General features: G+C 69.2%; 20 protein-coding genes. 6 read left to right on the plus strand and 14 right to left on the minus strand.

Translation table 11 applies throughout. The features are described 5' to 3' along the window. Nucleotides 1-4: 4 nt before the first annotated feature. The 4 genes from ACQP2T_RS31555 to ACQP2T_RS31570 all read right to left on the minus strand — a co-directional run bounded on the left by ACQP2T_RS31555 (nt 5) and on the right by ACQP2T_RS31570 (nt 3,115). The gene (locus tag ACQP2T_RS31555) at nt 5-1,276 is read right to left on the minus strand and encodes an MFS transporter (RefSeq protein ID WP_433508539.1); all 1,272 of its coding nucleotides are present in this window, start codon (nt 1,274-1,276) and stop codon (nt 5-7) included. 57 nt (nt 1,277-1,333) lie between these two features. Further along, nucleotides 1,334-1,477, minus strand: a complete 144-nt coding sequence (locus tag ACQP2T_RS31560; protein WP_433508540.1) for a hypothetical protein — start codon at nt 1,475-1,477, stop codon at nt 1,334-1,336. A 148-nt stretch (nt 1,478-1,625) separates the two neighbouring features. Next, nucleotides 1,626-2,327, minus strand: coding sequence for a hypothetical protein (locus ACQP2T_RS31565; protein WP_433508541.1), 702 nt, complete (start codon nt 2,325-2,327; stop codon nt 1,626-1,628). 47 nt (nt 2,328-2,374) lie between these two features. Beyond that, entirely contained in the window at nt 2,375-3,115 is a 741-nt protein-coding gene (locus ACQP2T_RS31570; RefSeq protein WP_433508542.1) for a DUF4253 domain-containing protein, read from the minus strand. Between the two features lie 148 nt (nt 3,116-3,263). Here ACQP2T_RS31570 and ACQP2T_RS31575 point away from each other — a divergent pair, with 148 nt between their 5' ends. Beyond that, a complete protein-coding gene (locus tag ACQP2T_RS31575) occupies nt 3,264-3,989 on the plus strand; it encodes an ABC transporter ATP-binding protein (RefSeq protein WP_433508543.1) in 726 nt (241 codons plus the stop codon). Continuing rightward, on the plus strand, nt 3,986-5,299 hold the full coding sequence (locus ACQP2T_RS31580; RefSeq protein WP_433508544.1) for an FtsX-like permease family protein: 1,314 nt from the start codon (nt 3,986-3,988) through the stop codon (nt 5,297-5,299). Before ACQP2T_RS31575 ends, ACQP2T_RS31580 begins: the two co-directional genes overlap by 4 nt. 17 nt (nt 5,300-5,316) lie before the next feature. On the opposite strand, the gene ACQP2T_RS31585 is transcribed toward ACQP2T_RS31580, so the two are convergent. The 4 genes from ACQP2T_RS31585 to ACQP2T_RS31600 all read right to left on the minus strand — a co-directional run bounded on the left by ACQP2T_RS31585 (nt 5,317) and on the right by ACQP2T_RS31600 (nt 8,122). Further along, nucleotides 5,317-5,859: an SMI1/KNR4 family protein gene (locus ACQP2T_RS31585; RefSeq protein WP_433508545.1), complete on the minus strand. Its 543-nt coding sequence runs from the start codon at nt 5,857-5,859 to the stop codon at nt 5,317-5,319. A 43-nt stretch (nt 5,860-5,902) separates the two neighbouring features. After that, nucleotides 5,903-6,724 carry a class I SAM-dependent methyltransferase gene (locus tag ACQP2T_RS31590; protein WP_433508546.1) on the minus strand — a complete coding sequence of 274 codons (822 nt, stop codon included), beginning with the start codon at nt 6,722-6,724 and terminating at the stop codon, nt 5,903-5,905. Next, nucleotides 6,721-7,203, minus strand: coding sequence for a GbsR/MarR family transcriptional regulator (locus tag ACQP2T_RS31595; RefSeq protein ID WP_433508547.1), 483 nt, complete (start codon nt 7,201-7,203; stop codon nt 6,721-6,723). Before ACQP2T_RS31595 ends, ACQP2T_RS31590 begins: the two co-directional genes overlap by 4 nt. Nucleotides 7,204-7,291: 88 nt before the next feature. Continuing rightward, nucleotides 7,292-8,122: a helix-turn-helix domain-containing protein gene (locus ACQP2T_RS31600; RefSeq protein WP_433508548.1), complete on the minus strand. Its 831-nt coding sequence runs from the start codon at nt 8,120-8,122 to the stop codon at nt 7,292-7,294. A 124-nt stretch (nt 8,123-8,246) separates the two neighbouring features. Here ACQP2T_RS31600 and ACQP2T_RS31605 point away from each other — a divergent pair, with 124 nt between their 5' ends. After that, nucleotides 8,247-8,993, plus strand: coding sequence for an NADPH-dependent F420 reductase (locus ACQP2T_RS31605; RefSeq protein ID WP_433508549.1), 747 nt, complete (start codon nt 8,247-8,249; stop codon nt 8,991-8,993). Between the two features lie 10 nt (nt 8,994-9,003). On the opposite strand, the gene ACQP2T_RS31610 is transcribed toward ACQP2T_RS31605, so the two are convergent. The 4 genes from ACQP2T_RS31610 to ACQP2T_RS31625 all read right to left on the minus strand — a co-directional run bounded on the left by ACQP2T_RS31610 (nt 9,004) and on the right by ACQP2T_RS31625 (nt 12,774). After that, complete coding sequence (locus ACQP2T_RS31610) at nt 9,004-10,014, minus strand: hypothetical protein (RefSeq protein WP_433508550.1); 1,011 nt, start codon at nt 10,012-10,014, stop codon at nt 9,004-9,006. Then, nucleotides 10,011-11,150, minus strand: a complete 1,140-nt coding sequence (locus tag ACQP2T_RS31615) for a cytochrome P450 family protein (protein WP_433508551.1) — start codon at nt 11,148-11,150, stop codon at nt 10,011-10,013. Before ACQP2T_RS31615 ends, ACQP2T_RS31610 begins: the two co-directional genes overlap by 4 nt. Before the next feature lie 103 nt (nt 11,151-11,253). Beyond that, nucleotides 11,254-11,943 carry a TetR/AcrR family transcriptional regulator gene (locus ACQP2T_RS31620; protein WP_433508552.1) on the minus strand — a complete coding sequence of 230 codons (690 nt, stop codon included), beginning with the start codon at nt 11,941-11,943 and terminating at the stop codon, nt 11,254-11,256. A 186-nt stretch (nt 11,944-12,129) separates the two neighbouring features. Next, entirely contained in the window at nt 12,130-12,774 is a 645-nt protein-coding gene (locus ACQP2T_RS31625; protein WP_433508553.1) for a helix-turn-helix domain-containing protein, read from the minus strand. A 119-nt stretch (nt 12,775-12,893) separates the two neighbouring features. Between ACQP2T_RS31625 and ACQP2T_RS31630 the strand changes: the two genes are divergently transcribed. Genes ACQP2T_RS31630 through ACQP2T_RS31640 form a run of 3 tightly spaced genes read left to right on the plus strand, consistent with a single transcriptional unit; the run spans nt 12,894 to nt 18,128 of the window. After that, the gene (locus ACQP2T_RS31630) at nt 12,894-13,751 is read left to right on the plus strand and encodes an FG-GAP-like repeat-containing protein (RefSeq protein ID WP_433508554.1); all 858 of its coding nucleotides are present in this window, start codon (nt 12,894-12,896) and stop codon (nt 13,749-13,751) included. Between the two features lie 37 nt (nt 13,752-13,788). Then, nucleotides 13,789-17,778 carry a hypothetical protein gene (locus tag ACQP2T_RS31635; RefSeq protein ID WP_433508555.1) on the plus strand — a complete coding sequence of 1,330 codons (3,990 nt, stop codon included), beginning with the start codon at nt 13,789-13,791 and terminating at the stop codon, nt 17,776-17,778. Then, nucleotides 17,778-18,128 carry a hypothetical protein gene (locus ACQP2T_RS31640; protein ID WP_433508556.1) on the plus strand — a complete coding sequence of 117 codons (351 nt, stop codon included), beginning with the start codon at nt 17,778-17,780 and terminating at the stop codon, nt 18,126-18,128. Before ACQP2T_RS31635 ends, ACQP2T_RS31640 begins: the two co-directional genes overlap by 1 nt. A gap of 211 nt (nt 18,129-18,339) precedes the next feature. Here ACQP2T_RS31640 and ACQP2T_RS31645 read toward each other — a convergent pair whose 3' ends face one another. Both ACQP2T_RS31645 and ACQP2T_RS31650 read right to left on the minus strand, forming a co-directional pair. Beyond that, complete coding sequence (locus ACQP2T_RS31645; protein ID WP_433508557.1) at nt 18,340-18,546, minus strand: hypothetical protein; 207 nt, start codon at nt 18,544-18,546, stop codon at nt 18,340-18,342. 335 nt (nt 18,547-18,881) lie between these two features. Further along, nucleotides 18,882-20,306, minus strand: a complete 1,425-nt coding sequence (locus ACQP2T_RS31650; protein ID WP_433508558.1) for a leucine-rich repeat domain-containing protein — start codon at nt 20,304-20,306, stop codon at nt 18,882-18,884. Between the last annotated feature and the right edge of the window lie 159 nt (nt 20,307-20,465).

Consider the following 20,465-nt stretch of genomic DNA (forward strand, 5'->3'; position numbering starts at 1 on the left):
CCGTTTACCGCCCCCGATCGCTCGTGGAATGTGCGATCGACCCAGGTGCGCGCCTGAGCACAGCCAGTGCCGCGATCGGAAGCAGCAGCAGTGTCAGCCCACCGGACAACACCAGCCCTCCGGTGCTCCCGGCCAGCTCGATCAGTGGTCCGCCGACGAGCAGGCCGAGCGGGGCGGCCACCGTGGAGCCGGTCGTCCAGAGCGTGACGACCTGCTGTTGCTCGTCGGGCTCGAGCCCCGATTGCAGGAAGCTGTACGCGACAGGCGTGAACGGCGCCCACACCAGACCGCCCAGGCCGAAAACGATCAGCGCGAGAGTGAGATCGCCGACGAACGCCAGAGCGACCGGGCACATCGCCCACAGGCCGATGATGGCGATCAGCACATGACGCTGTGGAAGGTTGCGCAACTGATTGACGAGAGCGGCGCCGACGAATGCGCCGATGCCCAGCGCACCCCACATGAGACCCAGAGCGGACGCGTCGGCGTTCAGCGTCCCGCGTACGTACAGGGGAAGCGCCACCTCGATCGGCATGTAGAAGAAATTGAAGAAGAACTCCACCACCAGCAGCCGCGCGGCGACCGGTCGGCGACGCAGGATCCGCCAGCCCGACTCGCGGACCCCTGCGCGACTGGGCGCGTCCCGATCTTTGGTGGCTCGGGGAACGGATACCAGGACGGCAACCAGCAGGATCAGCGCACCGCACGCGTCGAAGAAGAGCGCGACGCCCGCGCCGGTGGACGCCACGATCACTCCGCCCAGCACCGGGCCGACGATGTAGAGCGCGAACGTGGAATTCAGCCCGAGCAAGCCGTTGACCGCGAACCGCCCGCTCTCACCCGCGATAGACGTCGCCAGCAGACGTCGGCTGCTTGAGCCGGCCATCCGGAACGTCGCGCCGAAGAGGAGGCCAACGATCAGCACGGGCAGTGAAAGTCGCTCGGTGACGGCCAGGACGCCGAGGACGGCGAAGGTCAGCGACCGTAATAGACAGTCGGCGATCAGAAGGGTCCGTGGCGGCACCCTCACCCGCCCCAGTCCGATGGCCAGGGCGAGGATGGTGGACAGGACGAACGGCGCGGCCTCCACCAGCCCGATGGCGATCGCCTTCGGCACGCTGCCATGGATGGACAGCGTCTGCACGGGCATGGCCACGATGATCATGCCCGTACCGGCGTTGGCCAGGAGGTCGCCCAGCAGGAGCCCGGCCATCTGGCGGTCGCGCAGCACCGCGCGGTAGGACCGGTTGGCCTCGGGGGTCGCTGCGGTGGGCATGTGGGCTGGTCTCCTCCTCAGGGTCTGAGAGTCGTCTCGAACGCCGGGCCGATGATCTCACCGTTCCGGTCGGCTCAGCGAACTGCCGTCGCCGGCCGTCAGCCGCCGTACGGCTGCTCGGGCCGAGGATGTCGCGGTAGAAGGCCAGGGAGAGGTCGGGTCGTCGTGCGGCAGGAAGCTCGCGTGAATGGTGATACCCATAGCGGTCAGGCTAGGTACGGCTCGGTCATCCGCGCTTCTCGATTCCTGATCGGTCCGTTCACCTGTTTCGCAGCGGAAACTGTCGTGCGGCGGCAGCTTGCCGGCAATCGCGAGGACGGAGTCGTCCCGAACCTGGCAGCCGCTGAGATCACTCAGCCAGCCCTATGTCCCGGAGCACTTCAAGTGTTTCCAGAAACCAGCGGAACTGCTTGGACCTCGTCGGAGCGACGACGACGGTCGAATCAAAGGGCGTGAGGTTGAGCTGGTCCACCAGGACATCGGCGTCCTTGGGGAGTTCTCGCCCTTCCAGCTTGGAGAGATTCTCCCGCCGCAGGAGGAACTGGGTCCGCGGATCCCGCCGTACGAGATCTCCCGGCACGTAGGTCAGCGACACGTGGGCGAACTCGGCCTCCGAGATGTCGAGCGCCCAGTCAATCGACCGGTACGCGTCGACAAGCGCCTGTCCGGCGCCTGGCACCAGTTCTCCATCTGGCACGGGCAAAGGTGACGTTATGTTCAGCGGCCCGACCCTGCCACTGAGCTTCACGTGCGAGAGAACGCAGCCGCGGAGGGATTGGGTGCCGCCTCTGACGGAGAGACCGGCGATGGTGATGTCCTCGAAGCGCACTCCGCTGACCCTGCAGTGGTTGACTGTGCACCCGGTCGCCCTGAGGTTCCGGACCACGAGGCTCGGGGCCGGGTTGACGTGCTGGACCAGGACCGCATCGACGAACGTGCACCGGCTCAACTCGACGTCTTCTATCACCTGCCTGTCGTCGAGGTTCCGGACATTCTCGATCAGCTGGTCGGCCAGCCTCGTTGTCACTGCGGACGCCTTCCGTGCGCTCACTCATAGATCTTGTCGATGAATACCGTGCCAGCTCTTGCGCCGAGGTGTCAGTCCCACCAGAAGGACCAATCGTCGGAGCCGACCAGTGCTTCGGCATAGTCCTCGAAGTCTCCGCAGCCCTGCCAGATGGTGTCCGGGGCGAACGCCTCATGCTCGGCCGCCACCTGGCGGGCGTGCTCGAGCGTGGTCGGTGGTGCGGCCACGGACAGCTCGAGCGTGTCGAAACCCACGTTCACCACACGAGCCCCGAACCGCTCTTCCCACGAACGGACCACGACCGAGATCTCCTCCGTTTCGTTGGTGTGGTTGCACGGACCGGTCCATCCGCACAGCGTCAATGTGTCCGCGCCGCGCGTGGCCGGCACCAGGCCGAGCAACCGGGGGTGGGCCGAGCCGAGGGACTCGGCGAGCAGCCCGGCAGCCGAGTCCGGATCCCGGCCCGGCACGCCCGGCGGTGCCAGTCCGGGCCAAGGGCCGAGCGGGCCGTCGGTCCAGAACCCGACCAGTACGTTCTCGGCGGTGAGCGCGTCGATGGTACCGATCGGCGCGGCATTGAGTTCGCCGTCGTGCCACGGTCGTCCGGAGCCGTCTCGGAGCTCGTCCAGCAGCAGCGGGTAAAGGCCGGTCTTGTCGCGAAGTTCGAAGAGTCGCCGCCAGTGTCGTCCCGCGTCAGGAAGCCGTTGGTCCGAGACCCACATGACGGGGCTGTCGGAGCCGCGTTCGGGCGTCACCAGACGGCCCGGTGGCAGTTCGTCGGGTAGCGCGTTGAGTGGCGATTCGTGGTGCATACCGGAGAAAGTTAGCGGCATGCTCCGACGTTCTTAAGCGGTTCAAGACAAATGACGCACCCTCAGGAGGCGTGCGGCGAGTCTCAGGGGCCGATCAGGGAGATACCTGATGGGCGATGATCGACGCGCTGCGGCACGCTTGCCGATCATGAGCGATCACGTGGTTTCCCTTGAGGGAGTGACCAGGACATATGGGAAAGGTGCTGCCGAGGTGGCCGCGCTGCGGCAGATCAGCGTCGGGTTCCCGCGCGGTAGTTTCACCGCGGTGATGGGCCCGTCGGGGTCGGGGAAGAGCACGCTGCTGCAGTGCGCGGCCGGGCTGGACCGGCCAGACTCGGGCGCGGTCCTGATCGCCGGGCAGGACATCACCCGCCTGGGGGAGAAGGAGCTGGCGGTGCTCCGCCGCGACCGGATCGGCGTCATTTTCCAGGCGTTCAACCTGGTGCCCTCGCTGACCGCCTGGCAGAACGTCATCCTGCCCCGCCGCCTGGCCAGGCAGCGGCCCGACCCGTCACGCGTGCGCGAGTTGCTGCACCGGGTCGGCCTGGGCGGGCGGGAGGGGCATCGCCCGGCGCAGCTGTCCGGTGGCCAGCAGCAGCGGGTGGCGATCGCCCGCGCCCTGCTCGGCAGGCCGGAGGTGTTGTTCGCCGACGAGCCGACGGGAGCGCTGGACCGCCGCACCGGGCACGAGGTGCTGGCACTGCTGCGGGAGGCGGTCGACGCGTTCGGCCAGACGGTGGTCATGGTCACCCATGATCCGGAGGCGGCGGCCCGGGCGGACAGCGTGCTGTTCCTGACCGACGGGCTGATCGTCGACGTCCTGGACCGGCCCTCGGCGGACCAGATCGGCATGCGGTTGAGTGGTCGCCGGTGACACTCGTGCTGGCCTGGAACAACGTACGAACCAATCGGATGGGCTTCGCCGCTTCGTTCACGGCGGTGGCCTTGGCCGTGATGCTGGTGGGCGGTAGCGGCCTGGTGGTCGCCGGCGCGTCCACACATGACGAGTCGAACGGCGTCATGGGGTTGCTGGTGTTGTCGGCCGTGGTGTCGGGGTTCGTGTCGGTCTTCGTCGTCGCGGGCATGCTGAGCCTGCACGTGCTGCGGCAGCGCAGGACCTTGGCACTGTTGCGCTCGGTCGGCATGACGCCGCGGCAGGTGAGCCGGCTGGTCACGGCGGAGGCGCTGGTGGTGGCCGTGCTGGCGAGCGCGGCGGGCTGCGCGCTGGCCGTGCCGTACGCCGTGATGATGGCGGCGTTCATGCGGATGACCGGACTGGCGCCCGGAGGGGTACCGGTGAAAGTGACGGCGGGGCCGTTCATCGTGGCGCTGGTGGTCGGGCTGGCGGTGACGCTGCTGGCGGCCCGGATCGCGGCGCGCAAGGCGGTAGGTGTGGGCCCGCTGGAGGTGCTACGGGACAGTGCGGCGCAGCGGCGGCTGCTGCCCTGGGCCAGGGCCGTCACCGGAGCGGCGGCGCTGGCCGGCGGCACCGTGCTGCTGTGGCTCGTGCCGCAGGTCAGGCCGAAGGACGCGGCGCCGACCGCGCTGGGGGCAACGATGGTGCTGTGCGTTGCCGCATCCGCGCTGGGCCCCGTCGCGCTGCGGGGGATGGGGTGGCTGCTCGGAGCCGTGGCGGCCCGGCTCGATCCGGGTGCCGGGATGCTGGCCAGGTCCTCACTGGTCGCTCAGCCGCGCCGGGCGATGTCGGCCGCGTCTCCGGTGATGTTGACCGTGGCGCTGGCGTGCACCTTCCTGTTCGCCGTGGCGACCTCCGACGCGGCGGCGGGTGTCACCCGTACCGGTGCGTCGGCGTGGGCGGCTCCGATGCTGGTGGGGTCGGCGGTGGTCTACACCGTGATCTCGGTGCTCAACGCGACGGCCATGTCGATGGCCGAGCGGACCGAGGAGATCCGGCTGCTGCGCAGCGTGGGGACCAAGCCCCGGCAGCTGGTCAGGGCGGTGTGCTGGGAGACGCTGATCGTGACGTGCGCCGGGACGCTGCTCGGAACGGGCATCGCCGCCGCCTCGCTCACCGCGCTCGGCAAGGCCGCGACCGGCGAGGCGTGGTTCGCCTACTCCCTGCCGCAGTACGCCGGGCTGGTGCTGGTCTGCGCCGTGAGCGGCCTGGCCGGAGGACTGGCCGCCACGCGGAGAGCACGGCACGCCCCTTTGACAGCGGGCTAAGGCCAAGTGCGTCTCATTTAGCGACACATCGCGTCGATGAGATCCGTGAACTGCGGGAACTCGGCTCGGGCGGCAGCGACGATCTGCGTGGGGGTACGGCGGCGGCCGGGTGCGTGTCGCTCGGCGATCGTCTGGAAGGCCTCATTCGGCTCGGTGGGGGAGTCGGGGTCCGTGAAGGCCTCGGCGGGGCCCAGCCCGGCGGCGAACAGCCAGAGGAGGTCACCGAGATCGCGGGCGATCACACCGTGCTCACCCTCCGAACCGATGTGGACAACGGGCTGATCGGTGATCGCCGCATCGGGTCGTACCAGCCAGAAGCCGGTGTAGTCGCCCGACCCAGTCGTGCTGAAGAAGCGGAACTCGCCGCCGTCGACCTCTTGGTTGCCGGTCCACAGGCGGAACCACCACGCCGTCCGGTCGGGCTCCTCGAAGTGAGCGTATGGCTCGAAGTCGCAGCCGCGGGTCTCGTCGGTCTCCTCGTCCCACTCCCACTCGAAGCCGACCTCAGCCACCTCGGCCAGGGCAGTGGGCAACGCGAGACCTTCAGGTGTGTCCGTCACCCGGAAAGATTAAACGATCAATCGGGTCTGGTGCCCGGCGCGGTCAGAAACCGAAGCGGAACATCCGGTAGAAGTCTCTGGACGCGGGGATCATGTTCATGAGCCGGTACGTGACGCGGTAAACACGCACCGGAATCTTCGCGTACAGCGAGGCGAAGGGGACGTCCTCGAGATATCTGAATCGTGGATTCCACCGCTCGATCTCCCGGCGGTCCCGAATCGCCGTCCAATAGGACGGATATCCCTTGCGGGCCAGCCTCTTCGACATCCGCTGGGTCAGGCGAACGACCCATGGGGCGAATCCATCGAACAGTAATTCGCCGCCGCTGAAACGATCGGTTAATTGTTGGAGCAGCCGCTTGTTCTCGTTTTCTGTGAGGTACATGAGCAGCCCTTCGGCGATGACCAGCACCGGATACTCCGTGGGAATCTCATCTAGCCACCTCGTTTCGGTGACCGAGGAGCCGATGGTGCGGTACCCGTCCAGCTCCGGATAGAGCTTGCGGCGCAGGTCGATGACATCGGGAAGGTCGACGTCGAACCAGCGGACACCGACCGGCAGGCCGAGCCGGAAGGCCCGGCTGTCCAGCCCGCAGCCCAGATGCAGCACGACGGAGTCCGGATGCCGGCGGAGGAAATCGGCGGTCCAATCGTCGAGTTGCTTGGAGCGCAGTGCCAGCATGAACCGGTTGCCAGCCCCACCGCGGAGCATCAATTTGCCGAAGTCGTAGTCGATACGATCCACGACCCCGGCCGCGACGTGATCCCGGAGAATCGAATCCTTCGAACGACTTTCCCAGGCCCGGAGATACAGGGTGGCGAGCATCGTCTGCTCCACGCCGGTGAAGTCGATCTTCTCCCTCATCGCCCTCTCCTTTTCGTCGCGCGGTAGTCCTCCCACCGCCGCATGAATTCGTCGTGTACCTCGGTGGCGGAGAACTCGCAGAAGTCGCGGAGCTCTTCGAGATGCTCCCGTTGTTCGGGGCGGCCTTCCCCGATCACCGACAGCCCGAACTTGGCCGCCTCCGCACCGGCCCCCATGCGATCCAGCTGGACCTGCAGCACGCGGGTGAAACCGCCGGGTGTGAGCCGGTAACGGTGCTCGCGGGTCGATGAGGGCAGCCGCTCCACCAGACCGCCTTCCTGCATGGGCCGGATGACGGTGCTGATCGACGGCTTGCTCACCCCGAGCGCGGCCGCCAGTTCGGTCAGCGACTGCTGTGGCGGATCACAGATCATCAGCCAGCCGTAGATCCGTCCCATCGTCCGGGGACCGCCCACCATCTCGAAGAACAGCCCGAGCCGGTCAACGAACTCGGCCTCGTCCGGGGAGATCTCGGTCACCGTATCTACCGCCTATATAGCATCGATCGTTAAGAAGAATCTTAACGAACTATACGCGCTTGGCGCCGGAGGGGACAGGGCACGCGGCCTACAGGCTCCCGAGCTCTTTCAGTGCCTGCTCAGTTGCCGAGCCCGGCTCGGCGGCGTACAGGTCCAGCCCGCAGCACGACGGCTCGTCGGGCAGCGTGATGAGCTCGCGGTGCAGGGTCAGTTCGCCCACGACCGGGTGGTGCAGCACGTACGTCCGGGACCGCAGCCGCGCGACCGGCTGCGCGGCCCACATCCGCGCGAAGTCCGCGCTCAGTTCCCGCATGTCGTCGATGTGCGCCGCGAGTCCGGAGTCCCCGCGGTGGCGCCCCAGCAGAACGCGCAGATGCGCCACGTGCTCGCGCGCGGCCCGCTCCCAGCCGGTGCGGTGCAGCACGCGCGCGGAGGGCTCGGTGAACAGCAGGTGCGAGAGCGTGCGGCGGTTGTCGGGCCACGCGGGGAAGTCCCCGAACACCGCCACGGCGAGCTGGTTCCACCCGATGATCTGCGTGTGCCGGCCGATCACCAGCGCCGGCGTCGTCACGAACGACGCCAACAGGTGACGAAAGCCGAGAGGCACCTCCGACGGGTCTCCGGCACCCGCGCACGGCCGCGGACGCCGTGCCACCCGGTGCAGGTACGTCAGTTCGTCGGTGTCCAGGCGCAGCGCCGCGCCGACGGCGCCCAAGATCTCGTCCGAGACGCTGTCGCCCTTGCCCTGTTCCAGACGCGTGTAGTGGGCGATGCTCACGCCCGCCAGCCGGGCCAGCTCCTCACGCCGCAGGCCCGCGACCCGGCGCGCTCGGCCGTAGTCGCGCAGCCCGACGTCCTCCGGGCGCAGGCGGGCACGGCGTGACTTGAGGAACTCGCTCAGCTCGATCCGGTCGTCCACGCGACAACCCTACGGCGGGTGATCACGCCGTGAGTACGCAGGACACGGGCCTGGCCGGGCGATCGCGGCGGCTCCACGCTGTCAGGCGAGCCACCCCTGACATGCACATGAATGGAGACAAGTCGTGTCCCAAACGCTCGGACTCATCGGCAGCGGAATGATCGGTTCTTCCGTTGCCCGCCTGGCCGTCGCGGCCGGCCTCGAGGTCGTCCTCAGCAATTCGCGAGGGCCCGAGACCCTCGCCGAACTCGTCGCCGAGCTGGGCGAGGGTGCTCGAGCGGCCACACCGGCAGAAGCGGCACGCGCCGCGGACCTGGTGGTGGCGGCCATCCCGTTGAACGCCTACGGGCGGCTCCCCGCCGAAGCGCTGGCCGGCAAGACGGTGCTGGACACGGCGAACTACTACCCCGAGCGGGACGGCCACCTGGCCGAGCTGGACGCGGGCGAACTGACCTCCAGCGCGCTGATCCAGCGTCACCTCGCGGACTCCCAGGTGGTCAAGGTGTTCAACACCATCACCCCGCACCAGTTGTTCTCCCTGGCTCGGCCCACGGGAGCGCCGGACCGCAGTGCCCTGCCCATCGCCGGCGACGACGCGGCGGCCAAGGCGGAGACCATCCGGCTGTTGGACATCCTCGGTTATGACGGGGTGGACATCGGCTCACTTGCCGACAGCTGGCGCTGCGAACCGAACACGCCGGTATACATCCACCCCTATCTCGGCGAAACGCCCGCCATGAACGTCGAGGCATTCCTCCGCTGGACCCTCCAGACACCCGGCGTCACCGTTCCCGCCGCGCAGGTCGGCAAGCTCGCCGAGGTAGCGGTTCGCCAACCGGCCGGCGCGGCCAGGCTCCCGAGCGACGACTGAGTCCGGCTGGTCACGTGGAGACCCGGCGAGCCGCGATCACCAGCAGGACGATCGCGCCGACCGTCAAGATGGCGTTGCTGGTCAGGTCGACCACCTGGCTCACGGGCTCGGTCGTGACCGGCTCCCACGGGAACGAGTGCCACGCGTACGTGAGCATGGCCCCCGCCGCGAGCGCCAGCCGGTGGGCGTCCGACCAGCCGGAGCGGTGTGACCAGCGGACCACCAGCGCGCCGACCGTGACGAACAGGGCCAGGTAGATGAGCACACTGCCCCACGCCGGAAGGGGGATCGTCAGCCATGGCGACAGGCCGGTCGGGTCGACCGCGTAGAGGAGGACGAAGATCGCGCCGGCCGCCAGGGCGAAGGCGAACACCGCCCACGGGCTGGGCGCCTTCCCCTTGGCCGTGGGGGCGCTGGGACGCGGGCGCAGGCCGAGCACGACGAGCGCGGCGACCACCACGGCCGCCCCGATGTACTGGACCGGGCCGGTGAGCAAGCCCTTTCCAGCGGCGGTGGTGGCGACACCGATCACGGAGTAGACCGCGAAGATCACGGCTACGGTCCAGAAACCGCGCTTCTTCAGCCAAGGCGTGGTACGCCGGGCACCGGCCAGCGTCTCCATGATCGCGATCGGGACGCTGATGCTCCAGATGGTGTGCACGCCCGTCATGAACAAGATCCACGGCAGCGCCGTCCCCAGCGCGGGCATGTAGCCGTAGTCGAGAATGCGGGTGTCGGCCCAGTTCTCGTCCCAGAGCGTCTGGGTGAGGAACGCCTCCTCGAACATCCCGTACGCCAGCCCGAACGCGAGCATGGCCGGCCAGCCGCGACCGGTCCGCCGGACCGCCTCGCGGATGAACAGGGCGCCGGTTCCGTACAGGGGGATCATGGAGAGGAGCACGGCGACATTGGTGATCGGGAAGTTCCCCATCAGGAACTCCGCGACCAGCGGCGCCAGGAGCAACAGCCCGATCACGGGCGCCGCGCGTACGAGCCGCGGGCTCCGCTGAATCGTCGTCACAGATACATCCGGACGGGAAGCTTGGCGAGGCGCCAGGACATCGGCATGTACTGCCGCTCCGGTTCACCGGCCAGGGCCAGGTCGGGGAAGCGGCGGAACAGCGCGTTGAACGCGATCTCCGCCTCGCCGCGCGCCAGCGCCGCGCCCAGGCAGTAGTGCAGCCCGTGGCCGAAGCCCACGTGCGTCTCACGCCGGGAGTCCTGCTCACGGGTCACGTCGAGCCGTAACGGGTCGTCGAAGCGGCGCGGGTCGTAGTTGGCGCTGACCAGGATGGGGATGACGCCCTCACCCTTCTTGATCGTCTGCCCGTCGATCTCGACGTCCTCGGCCGCGTACCGCATCTGGGTGCCGTGGACCGGCCCGCACCAGCGCATCAGCTCGTGCACGGCGCGCGGCCACAGCCCCGGATCCTTCTTCACCAGGTCGAGCTGGTCGGGGTGGGAGAGCAGGGCCAGGGTGCCGTTGCCGATCAGGTGGGTGGTCGTCTCGTGTCCGGCCAGGATGAGGGTGATGAGCATGGTGACCAGTTCGCGGTCGCTCAGCCGGTCGCCGTCCTCGTCGTGGGCGCGGATCAACGCCGACAGCAGGTCGTCGCCCGGTTCCGCGCGCCGCCGTTCGATCAGGTCCTGGGCCAGCTCGACCATCCCCCACAGCGGTGCGTTCGCCGCGCCGGGAGTGAGGGTCATCAGGGCCCGCCCCTGGTCGCGCCAGGCGGGGCGGTCCTCCTCGGGTACGCCGACCAGCTCGCAGATCACCGTGATGGGCAGCGGGTAGGCGAAGTTCTCGATCAGTTCGGTCTCGTCGCCCAGCTGGTCGAGCTGCGCCTCGGTGAGCTCGGCCATGCGGGGGCGCAGGTCGATGACCCGGCGGGCGGTGAACTCGCGGGAGACCAGGCGGCGCAGCCGCAGATGGTCGGCGCCGTCCACGTCCAGGATGCTGTCGAGGATGTACGGGGCCAGCTCCGGGTCGATGCCCCTGGCCGCGATCATCTGCTCTCGGATGTTGCCCACATCCATCCCGGGCACGCTCGCCGGGCTGTTGACGAACCGGGTGTCGCTGAGCACGTTCTTCACGGCCTCATAGCGGGTGATCAGCCACATCGGGGTGACCGCTCCGGAGAAAGAGCCCTTGACCATCGGCCCCTCCTCCCGGATTCGAGCGAAGCCGCCGAAGGGGTCCTGCATGAGTGCCGGATCTAACAGGTTGACGACATTCACGATGCCTCCACTCAGGTGAAGCTCAGGTGAGTTTCTGCCGGCCGATCTCCTCGATCAGCAGTTCGCGCATGTTCCGGTAGAGCTCGAGCACCTGCGGCACGGCGCCGCGCACGCGCTCGGCCGCGTCGGGGGTTTCGAAGGACGACCTGACGGTGTACGCGATCAGCTCGCCCCTGGCCGCCAGCGAGATCTCGTCGTCCGTCCGGTACGGATCGATCATCAGGAACCCGCTGAGGATCGCCGTGTACGCGTGCAGGAGCGCCTCGGGCGCCAGGTCGTCGCGGACGACACCGTGCTCGCGCATGACCTCGAAATAATCGGAGATCGTCCGCACGCGCGCCTTCATGAGCGGGCCGACATGCTCGGCGCCGCTCCGGACGAGCGCACCGAGCGTCTCGGGGTCCCCGGTGATGATCAGGTGGACGAGCGGGTCCTCGTGCACCAGCCGGTACGCCAGGCCGGCCAGCTCGCTCGGGAGCACGTGGGACGGGTCGGCTTGGAAGGCGGCCAGGAACCGGTCGAGCAGCCGCGCCTGCTCACGCAACAACACGGTGAGAAACAGCACTTCCTTGGTGTTGAAGTGCAGGTAGACCGTCCCCTTGCCGATCCCGGCCCGGCGCGCGACATCCTCGATCGTCACCCGCCGGTATCCCCACGAGACCAGCAGCTCCGCGGCGGTGTCCAGGATCAAGTCGGCCCGCTCGTCGCTCATCACATCTCCTCAGTGACCCGTTGACCGGATTCTCGAATCGGGTCACAGAGTCAAAGGTACACCTGGAGTGGCCGACCGCGAGGAGTGGGGTGGCTGGAAATCCAGGAGATGGCGGCAGGACGCCGATGAAGCGGGGCGAGAGCGCGCGGGCCAGGGGGGTGGTCGGATCGGCCCCGTGGGGACGTGCTAGCCGACGTGCGGGGGCGGTGGCGGAAGGGTGAGGGCGGCGCGGACCGCGGCCTTCAGTCGTTCCCGGCTGTCGGCGGCGACCTCGGGCGGGCCATCCGCGGACGGCGCGGTCAACGTCCGGCGGAACATCGCCGTCGGCAGCTCGACCACGCACAGCGTCATCACCTCGACGCCCGCCCTGTCGGCTCGGTCCCACAACGCCCGCGCCAGCCCGGACAGCAACATCATCAGCCGCTTGTCCAGGGCGAACATCGCCTCGGCCAGCTCCTCCGGAACCTGGGGACCGAGCAACTGGTCACGTCGCGTCGTCATCAGCAGCCGCGCCGCCATGGGCCGCCGGTCGGCGAACACCGCGGGCGCGCTCGCCGCCGCCACCACCGCCTCGACCGCCGCCTCATGGCCGTCGCCCCGCGCCGCGTCGACGAGCTCGATCTGCAGATTGAGAAGTTCTTCCGCCGCCCTCAGCCACAGCCGCCCGAGCAGCACCGGCAGCGACCCGAACGCGTGGTAGATCGCCCCGTTCGACACCCCGGAGGCCGCCGCCAGCCCGCGCACCGTCAAGCCCTCCGGCCCGCCGTCGACCACCAGTCGCTCGGCGACGTCCAGCAAGTGATCCAGATCATGAACCCGAGGGCGAGGCACGCCCACCAGAATAACAGAGCATGTGCTCCGTAACTGTGTATCTTGGACACATTCTCGCGGGCAGAGCGAGTACGCCACCCGCGAGGTCGACCCCTCCTAGCCATACGAGGTCACATCGAATGTCCAAACCCGTAAACCGGGCGTTAGCTCGTGCCAGAACCCTGGCAGCGCTGGTCCTGCTCACCGTGCTGGGCTCGTTGCTCACCGCGCCCGCCGCGTCCGCCGCGGCTGGTGCGCCCATGCTGCCCCTGTTCGTACGCAGGGCGAGCGACGGTCACCTGCTCGCCTATGAGCCCAAGAGCACCGGCGGCCTCGAGGCCGCCGTCGACCTCGGCGGCGGCTTCTCCGCGGCGACCGCGATCCTGCGCGCCAACACCTCCGAGAACGGCACCAGGAACGACCTGTTCTTCCGTCTGGGCGGCGAGCTCTACTACACCGCCGAGCGCGGCACCTCCACCATGCCCGTCGCCTCGAACATGGACGGCTACAACCTGATCATGACCCCGGGCAACATGGGCAGCAGCGCCGCGCCCGAGATCATCGCACGGGACACGGCCGGCGCCCTGTGGCTCTACCCGGGCCGCACCGACGGCGGGCTCGCGGCCCGCGTCCAGGCCGGAACCGCCGGCTGGAACGGCATGGACGCCCTGGCGGGCTACGGCGACTACACCGGCGACGGCAAGAACGACCTGCTGGCCAGGACCACCGCCGGCACCCTCTACATCTATCCGGGGACCGGTGGCATCACCGCCGAGCAGATCCTGGGCGCCCGCATCAGCGCGGGCACCGGCTGGGACGCCTACACCGCCCTGGTCTCCACCGGCGACAACAACGGGGACGGAAAGGCCGACCTGATCGCCCGCGACTCCGCCGGCGCGCTGTGGCTCTTCAAGGGCACCGGCGTCTCCTCGGCTCCCTTCGCCGCCAAAGAGAAGATCGGCAACGCGGGCTGGAACGCCTTCAACGCCTTCTTCTGAGCACCTCCATTCCCGTACCAGCGGCTGAAAGCTGACCATGCACACCACCACTGCCTCATCGCGCCGTACCCGGCGCCCTCTTTTAGGACGGCTGCGCGCCGCGGCCGCGGCCCTCACCTCTGTCGGCGTCGTCATCGCCGGCGTGCAGTTCGCACCCCTGCCCGGCGCCGGCCCGGCGCTCGCCTTCGCCGACTCCGCCCTCGCCGACGCTGCCTTCGCTGACGCCGCCGAGTACGACCTGGCGCACGCCGCGTCGGTCCGCGCGGCCCAGTGCCTGCTCACCGTCGTACAGCGCAAGGGCGGCCAGGATCTGAAGGCCGTCGCCCGCGCCGGGCTGGGCGGCACGGACGACATCCTGCTGCGCAACGCCGCCCCCGACTACGAGACCACCCCGTCGACCCCGCTGCACACCGCCTACGAGCAGGACGAAGAGCGGGCCTCGGCCAAGCTGAACGAGCTCAACGACCGGCACACCGTCTGGGAGGAGTCGCTCAACGTTCCGCCTCCGCAGGGCTACACGGAGGCCGCGTTCCAGTGGATCGAGCAGAAGGACAACCCCTTCACCAAGGTGGGCCTGTCCTCTTGGGTCGACGGCCAGTACTGGCGGGAAGAGGAGGACTTCTACGCCGACCAGACCCCGCTGGCCGCCAAGGAATCCGTGGACGCGGTCAACGCGATCGCCAAGGAGCGTTACCCCGCCGGCGGCGACGACGACAAGGGGCGGGACGCGTGGAAGGACATGTCCTTCCTGCACCCCATGTACGCCGACGACGCGCGGGCCTTCCTGGAGCGCGGCGGCTTCCCGACCAGCGCGCCCGATCCGGACAGCATGGAGTTCCGGGTCGACGTCGAGAACCTCAAGGCCCGCTACGCCTCCTGCGCCACCGACAACCCGCCGGACCCGCACGAGGTGCTGACCGCTGAGTTCGCCAAGGCCTCGGCGGAGTGGCAGCAGGAGGTCGACGGCCAGCGCGCCCAGCGTGACAGCATCCTTGCCGAGGAGGCCCAAGCCGCCACCGACCTCCAGGTCGCCTCCCATGCCCTGGGCGAGGCGCTGGGCCAGTCGATCATCGGTGTCCGGCTGGCCGACTGGCAGGCCTACTGGCTCAAGCAGCCGTCGGGAACCCCGTCCTATCCGAGCGCGGCGGTGTTCGCCAAGGTCAAGAACGACATCGTCAAGGCCCAGGCGATGTCGCTGGGCCGGGTGTTCGTCGCCTCGCGGGCCTCACAGTCGGCGCAGCGGCACGCCGCCGCGGCCGTGGCCGCGCAGCAGGCCGCGTACGCCATCGCCGACGCCGCCAGCCTGCCCCGAGGGCGCGGTCTGCTCTACGGCCAGCAGGCCGTCCAGGTGACCAGGGCTTCGGCCGCCGCCACGCAGGCCGTGGCCAAGGCCACCGAGACCGCCGCCAACGCCACCCGTGCCTCGGCCGCCGACAGCAAGACGCTGATGGCGCTGGCCGAGACGCAGGCGCACGCCTCACGGGCGGAGTTCCGGCGGATGGCCGCCCAGGAGGCCGCCGCGCAGGCCAAGGCCGCCGCCGAAGGCGCCGCCACGCAGGCCGCACTCGCGGCTGAGAACGCGACCAAGGCCAAGAACGCCCAGGCCAGGGCCGAGGACGCCGAGCAGACGGCCAAGGCCGCCGCCGACGACGCCAAGGCCAAGCGGGAGATCGCCGAGGCCGAGCGCGACAACGCCGAGCGGCAGAAGAACATCGCCGCCCAGCAGCGGACCAACGCCGCCAACGCCGAGGCCAGAGCCCAAACCGAACGCACCAAGGCCGCCGACGCGCTCAGCGCCGCCCAAGGCGCCGGTAACACGGCCGCCGAGAAGAGGGAAGCGGCGGAGCAGGCCGAGCGCGATGCGGCCGCGGCCCGAAACACCGCTGTGGAGGCCGAGAGCACCCGAGACGCCCTGCAGGCCAAGGCCGCCTCCCGCGAGGCGTACGCCGCCGCCGCCGAGGGCACCGATGCCGCCGAGGGGGCCAGGACCGCCGCTACGCAGGCGCGTTCCGCGGCCGACCGGGCGACCACCGCCGCGACCAACGCCCGCGCCGCCGCCGACCAGGCCACCGCGGCCGCGGCCGCCGCCCGTGAGGCGGCCACGCGCGCCACGGCCTCCGCGGCTCGCGCCCGGTCCGCCTCCGACGCGGCCCAGCGCGACGTGAAGATCACCAACGAGGCCGTCAAGAAGGCCCACGCTGCGGCGGCCGACGCCATCGCGGCCTCGTGGGCCGCGGGAATCAACGCCCGCGAGGCCAAGGCCTACGCCGACACCGCCGTGGCGAACGCGGTCAAGGCCAGGGCCGACGCCATCGTCGCCCGCAAGGAGGCCGACGCCGCGCACGTCAGCGCGGTCCGCACCGCGGGGTTCGCCTACGCCACCGCCCAGGCGGCCGTGGCCACCCGTGACTCGGCCGCTCAGGTCATCAAGCCGGCCAACGACGCCATCGAGCTCGGCTCCCCGTACAAGGAGACCGACGCCTCGGCGGGCCTGGCCGTACTGACCGCCCAGGCGTCCAAAACGCTCGCCGCCCAGCAGGCCGCAGTCGCCCAGGCCAAGTCCACCCAGGCGAACAAGGCCGCCAAGGAGGCCGCGCTACTGGCCGAGCAGGCCGACGCCGACGCCAAGGCCGCCGCCGTCGCGGCGTCCGAAGCCGCGCAGTCCGCGGCCAAGGCCGTGGCCTCGCTCGCCCAGGCGCAGGCCTCGGCGGCAGAGGCGGCGGCCGCGGCCAAGGCAGCGGTGAAGGCCGAGGCCAACACTGTCGAGTACGACCGCAGGGCCACCGCCGATGCCGCGGCCGCCGACTCGGCGGCCACCGCCGCCGAAGGGTACGCCAGCGACGCCCGCGACTCGGCCGACGCGGCCGAACTGGACGCCGCCTCGGCCCGCGCCGCCGCCAGCGCGGCGGAGGCCGACGCCGCCACCGCCCGCGACGTCGCCTCCAAGGCGGAAGCCGACGCGACGGCCGCGGAGGAAGCCGCCAAGAACGCGCGGCAGAGCGCTGAGGAGGCGCAAGCCGCAGCGGAAAGGGCCGAGGCACAGGCGCACAAGGAGACCCAGGAAAGGCAGCGCATCGCCACCTGGGAGGGCGGCTTCGCGCTGACGCAGGTGTCGACCGACCTGACCGTCGACTCCTGGAACGGGTCGTGCACCACCGGCTGGGGTGGCGACGGGACGTGCGACATGGACATCCCGCTGCACATCCACGGAACGGTGTACTACAGCGTCATCACGTGTCAGATGACGAGTGCGACCGACGCGGACTGCGTCCGCGACAACCTGGTCTCCAAGGACGTCGACTTCATCGAGCACCGCACGCTGCACATGGACGTGCGGAAGGTGATCCAGGAGTCGTTCCGCAACCTGGTGCACGTCGTGCTCGGCGACGTCATCGACTGCGCCAACTTCAAGGCCTCGGGCTGCGCCTGGGTCGCCGGCGAGATCCTGGGCCCGCTGGTCATCGGCAAGATCGCCAAGAGCGTGGTCGCCTTCCGGAACTCCGTGCGCACGGGCGTCGGCGTCGAGGAGGCAGTAGCGGGCCTGGAGGCCGAGACGGGCCTCGAATCGGGGACCGTGCTCGGGCTCGAATCGCAGGCGGTGGCCGATCTCGAGGCGCTCGAGGGTGCTAAGGTCACGCTCGGCAGCCTCAGAGCCCGACTGGTGGAGCTGATGCGCCGCAAGGCGCTGGGGATGGACGCGGCGCAAGGCGGGAGATTCCGGAAAGAGGAGATGGAAACCGCACTCCGTATCGAGCAAGCGCGCGGCGTGCAGCTCTTCCGGTCGAGCGGCACGAGCGAGGACTGGTTCGACCAGTACAAGCGGTCCTATGACGCGGTGGGCAGCGGGCTTCCCGCGGCGCACTTCGAGGCGCAATGGCCGAACCTGCAGGCCCAGATTCAGTCGCACCTGTCGAAGGCGCAATTCGTGCCAGTCGACGTCGCTCTGTTCACACCCGCCCAGATCGAAATCGTGAAGGCCTTCATCGAACCGCTGGGCCGCAACGTCTTCATCGTGGGTGCTCCCTGATGGCGAGCGACATCTTCATCTCCGACGAGTACGCGTGGACGGCGTCGTCCGGATTGTTCGAATGGGTGGTCCAAGTCCTGCTCGAATCCGTCGACGACGCGGCCACCAAGGAACACCTCGAGCTGGTCCTCAGCGCCAACCTCGGGGCTGTTGACCTGCGAACGCTGCCGGACACCGGGCGCGCGCAGATCATGCGAGCCCTGCGTGAGCAGTTGGTCCCCGCGGCCGAGTCGGGCCTGGGGCTCACGCAGCCTGAGCCGGCTCGGCGTTTCACCGTCGGCCACGTCAAGGTCCTGGCTCTCATGGCCGAAGACGTGGCGAAATCTACCGACGAGAAGGGAACCGCCTGAGCCCGCCGCCTCCGGGTGGATGAGCTGGGACCGGCGGCACGCCCGCACGGGCAGGTGAACCTTCCCGCCTCACGCGGGCAGGTTCGCCCTCATCCGGCCCGCGCCGGTGCGCGCTTCAGTGTGCACCGGCGCGGCCCTTTCCGGCGGCCGTGCCGCACGACTGTAAGAAGTCCGCCCGCACGGCGTACGGGTCCGCCGTGCTCGGCCCCGTCTACTGAGCCGGCTCGGCCTCGTCGGCCGTCCCGGTCTGCCCGCCGCAGAACACCTCCTTGACGAGCTTGTCCACCAGCTTTTGGAAGTCCTTCGCCGGGCCCCTTATGGCCTCGTCCACCCAAGTCACCGAGGCGGCGATGTCCTCGGCCTGGCCGTAACGCCTCAGCCCGACACTTGGCCACCTGACCGCCGACCGCGCCTCCACCCACCACCACGGTGACCATCAACACGCCACGCACCTGTGCACGTTTCGTTCCCACACTTGTGGTGAGCTTGGGCGAAACCACTCGCTGACCTGTAAGTACTGATCGACACCGTTCGCCAGGTCATGGGTTATGTCTCTACGAACCACCGTTGGTTCAACGAACTACCGGTAGTGCCCGATGCCGGTTCATCCTGGTGTGGCTCGAGGGTTACAGGTCAGGCGATCGCCGGCTCCGTACGACACGAGTCCTACCCCGTGGGGTTGTAAGCCTTGCACGTCGGCGACGTCCTCATCGGTTGCGTCCGCGGGCCCCGCCATGTGACGGCCGGTCGGCGTCAAGCATCCAGCGGTTCGTCCAGGACTTCGAGCCAGCCGTTGACCATCCGCACCTTCTTGCCGAGCGCCTGCGAGATGGCGGCCTGCCATCGGGGATCGTGGTCGCGATGGGTGCGGATCGTCTTGAACGGGGCTCGGCCGCGCAGACCTGCGGGGTCGAGGTCGTCCGGAAGTCTCAACAACGACAGCTCGGCGAGTGCCGGAAGGTCGGCTATGCCGCCGAGGTCTTCCAGCGCGGGGCTGCTCCACAGGGTCAGCCGGCGCAGCGACGGCAGATCGTGGCCGGTTCCCGGCGTACGCAGCCCGCCGCATCCGTCCAACCACAGATCGGACAGTGCGGGCAGGCCGCCGAGCCCGTCGAGGTTGTCGAGGATGTCGCAGTAGCGGAGGGTGAGCTCGTTCAGCGATGCCGAGCGGGGGAGTGAGGAGGCGTCGGTGACAGGCTGCCCGGAGAGGAGGAGCTTACGCAGCGCGGGCACGGCGGACAGAGGCGAGAGATCGCGCACCTCGGGGCTGTCGACGATCGAGACCCACCGGAGCGACGGCAGTTGTTCGACGCCTTCGAGCGAGGCGAGACCGGCGCACCCGGAGATCACCAGCCCTTCCAGCCCGGTGAGGCCGGTGATCCCTCGTAGGTCGGTTAGCTCGTCGCAGCCCGTCAGGCTGAGGCGGGTGATCCCGGGAAGCGTGCCGAGGCCCCGCAGGGACGTGAGCCGGGCGCATCCCTCGATCTTCAGGGTGGTCAAGGCCGGTTTGTCGCCGAGCCCTTCGAGGTCTTCCAGACGGACGCATCGGGAGACATTCAGCTCGGTGAGAGCGGCGAGTTCCGTCAGGTCGGCGAGATGACTGATGCCGGTCCTGGACAGATCGAGCCTTTCGAGGCCGGTGAGCGCCTTGAGCGGGGCGAGGTCAATGACCGCGCGGCAGCCGCCCAGGTTGAGTGTGGTCAGCTCCGTGAGGCCGACGATCGGGGCCAGGTCAGAGATCTCAGGGCATTGGTCGAGATCGAGATGGATGAGGTTGCGGAGGGTGGCGAGCCCGTCCAGGACCGTGATGTCCTTGCGGCGCGAGATCCGCAGGCGGCGGAGCGTTGTCAGGTGGCCCACACCCTCTAAGGTGTGTTTCCTGCCGAGGTCGAGCTCGGTGCGGTGCTCGCGAGCGAAGGCGGGAGCGAGGAGGAGTCGAGCGAATTCGCCGCGGTCGGTAACGGCCGGCCACAGTTTGAGCAGTCTGTCCGTCGGCGGTTCCGCTATCACGGCGAAGTCGGCGGCGAGTTCGGTCGCAGCGGTGGTGCCGATGCCGTAATCCATGACGACCAGCTCACGTATCGCCCGCCAGGCGCGGGACGGTGAGGGCGGCTTCTCTTCGCCCAGCAGACTGCGGAGTGCGGCCAGCTGAGGTGATTCGCCGGTTCGGGATGTCATGGTGATCACGATATCCACGTCGACGGACGGATGGACGATGCCGGGGCCGAGCCCGGCATCGTCCTAACGCCCACCCGCGCATCAACCAACTGCCGAGCCAGCACGACAAGAACGCGGCAGAGACAGCGACATCAACCGCGGCACGTCACAAGCAGCCCC

Source organism: Nonomuraea sp. CA-143628 (genome assembly GCF_050942315.1).
Classification (GTDB): domain Bacteria; phylum Actinomycetota; class Actinomycetes; order Streptosporangiales; family Streptosporangiaceae; genus Nonomuraea.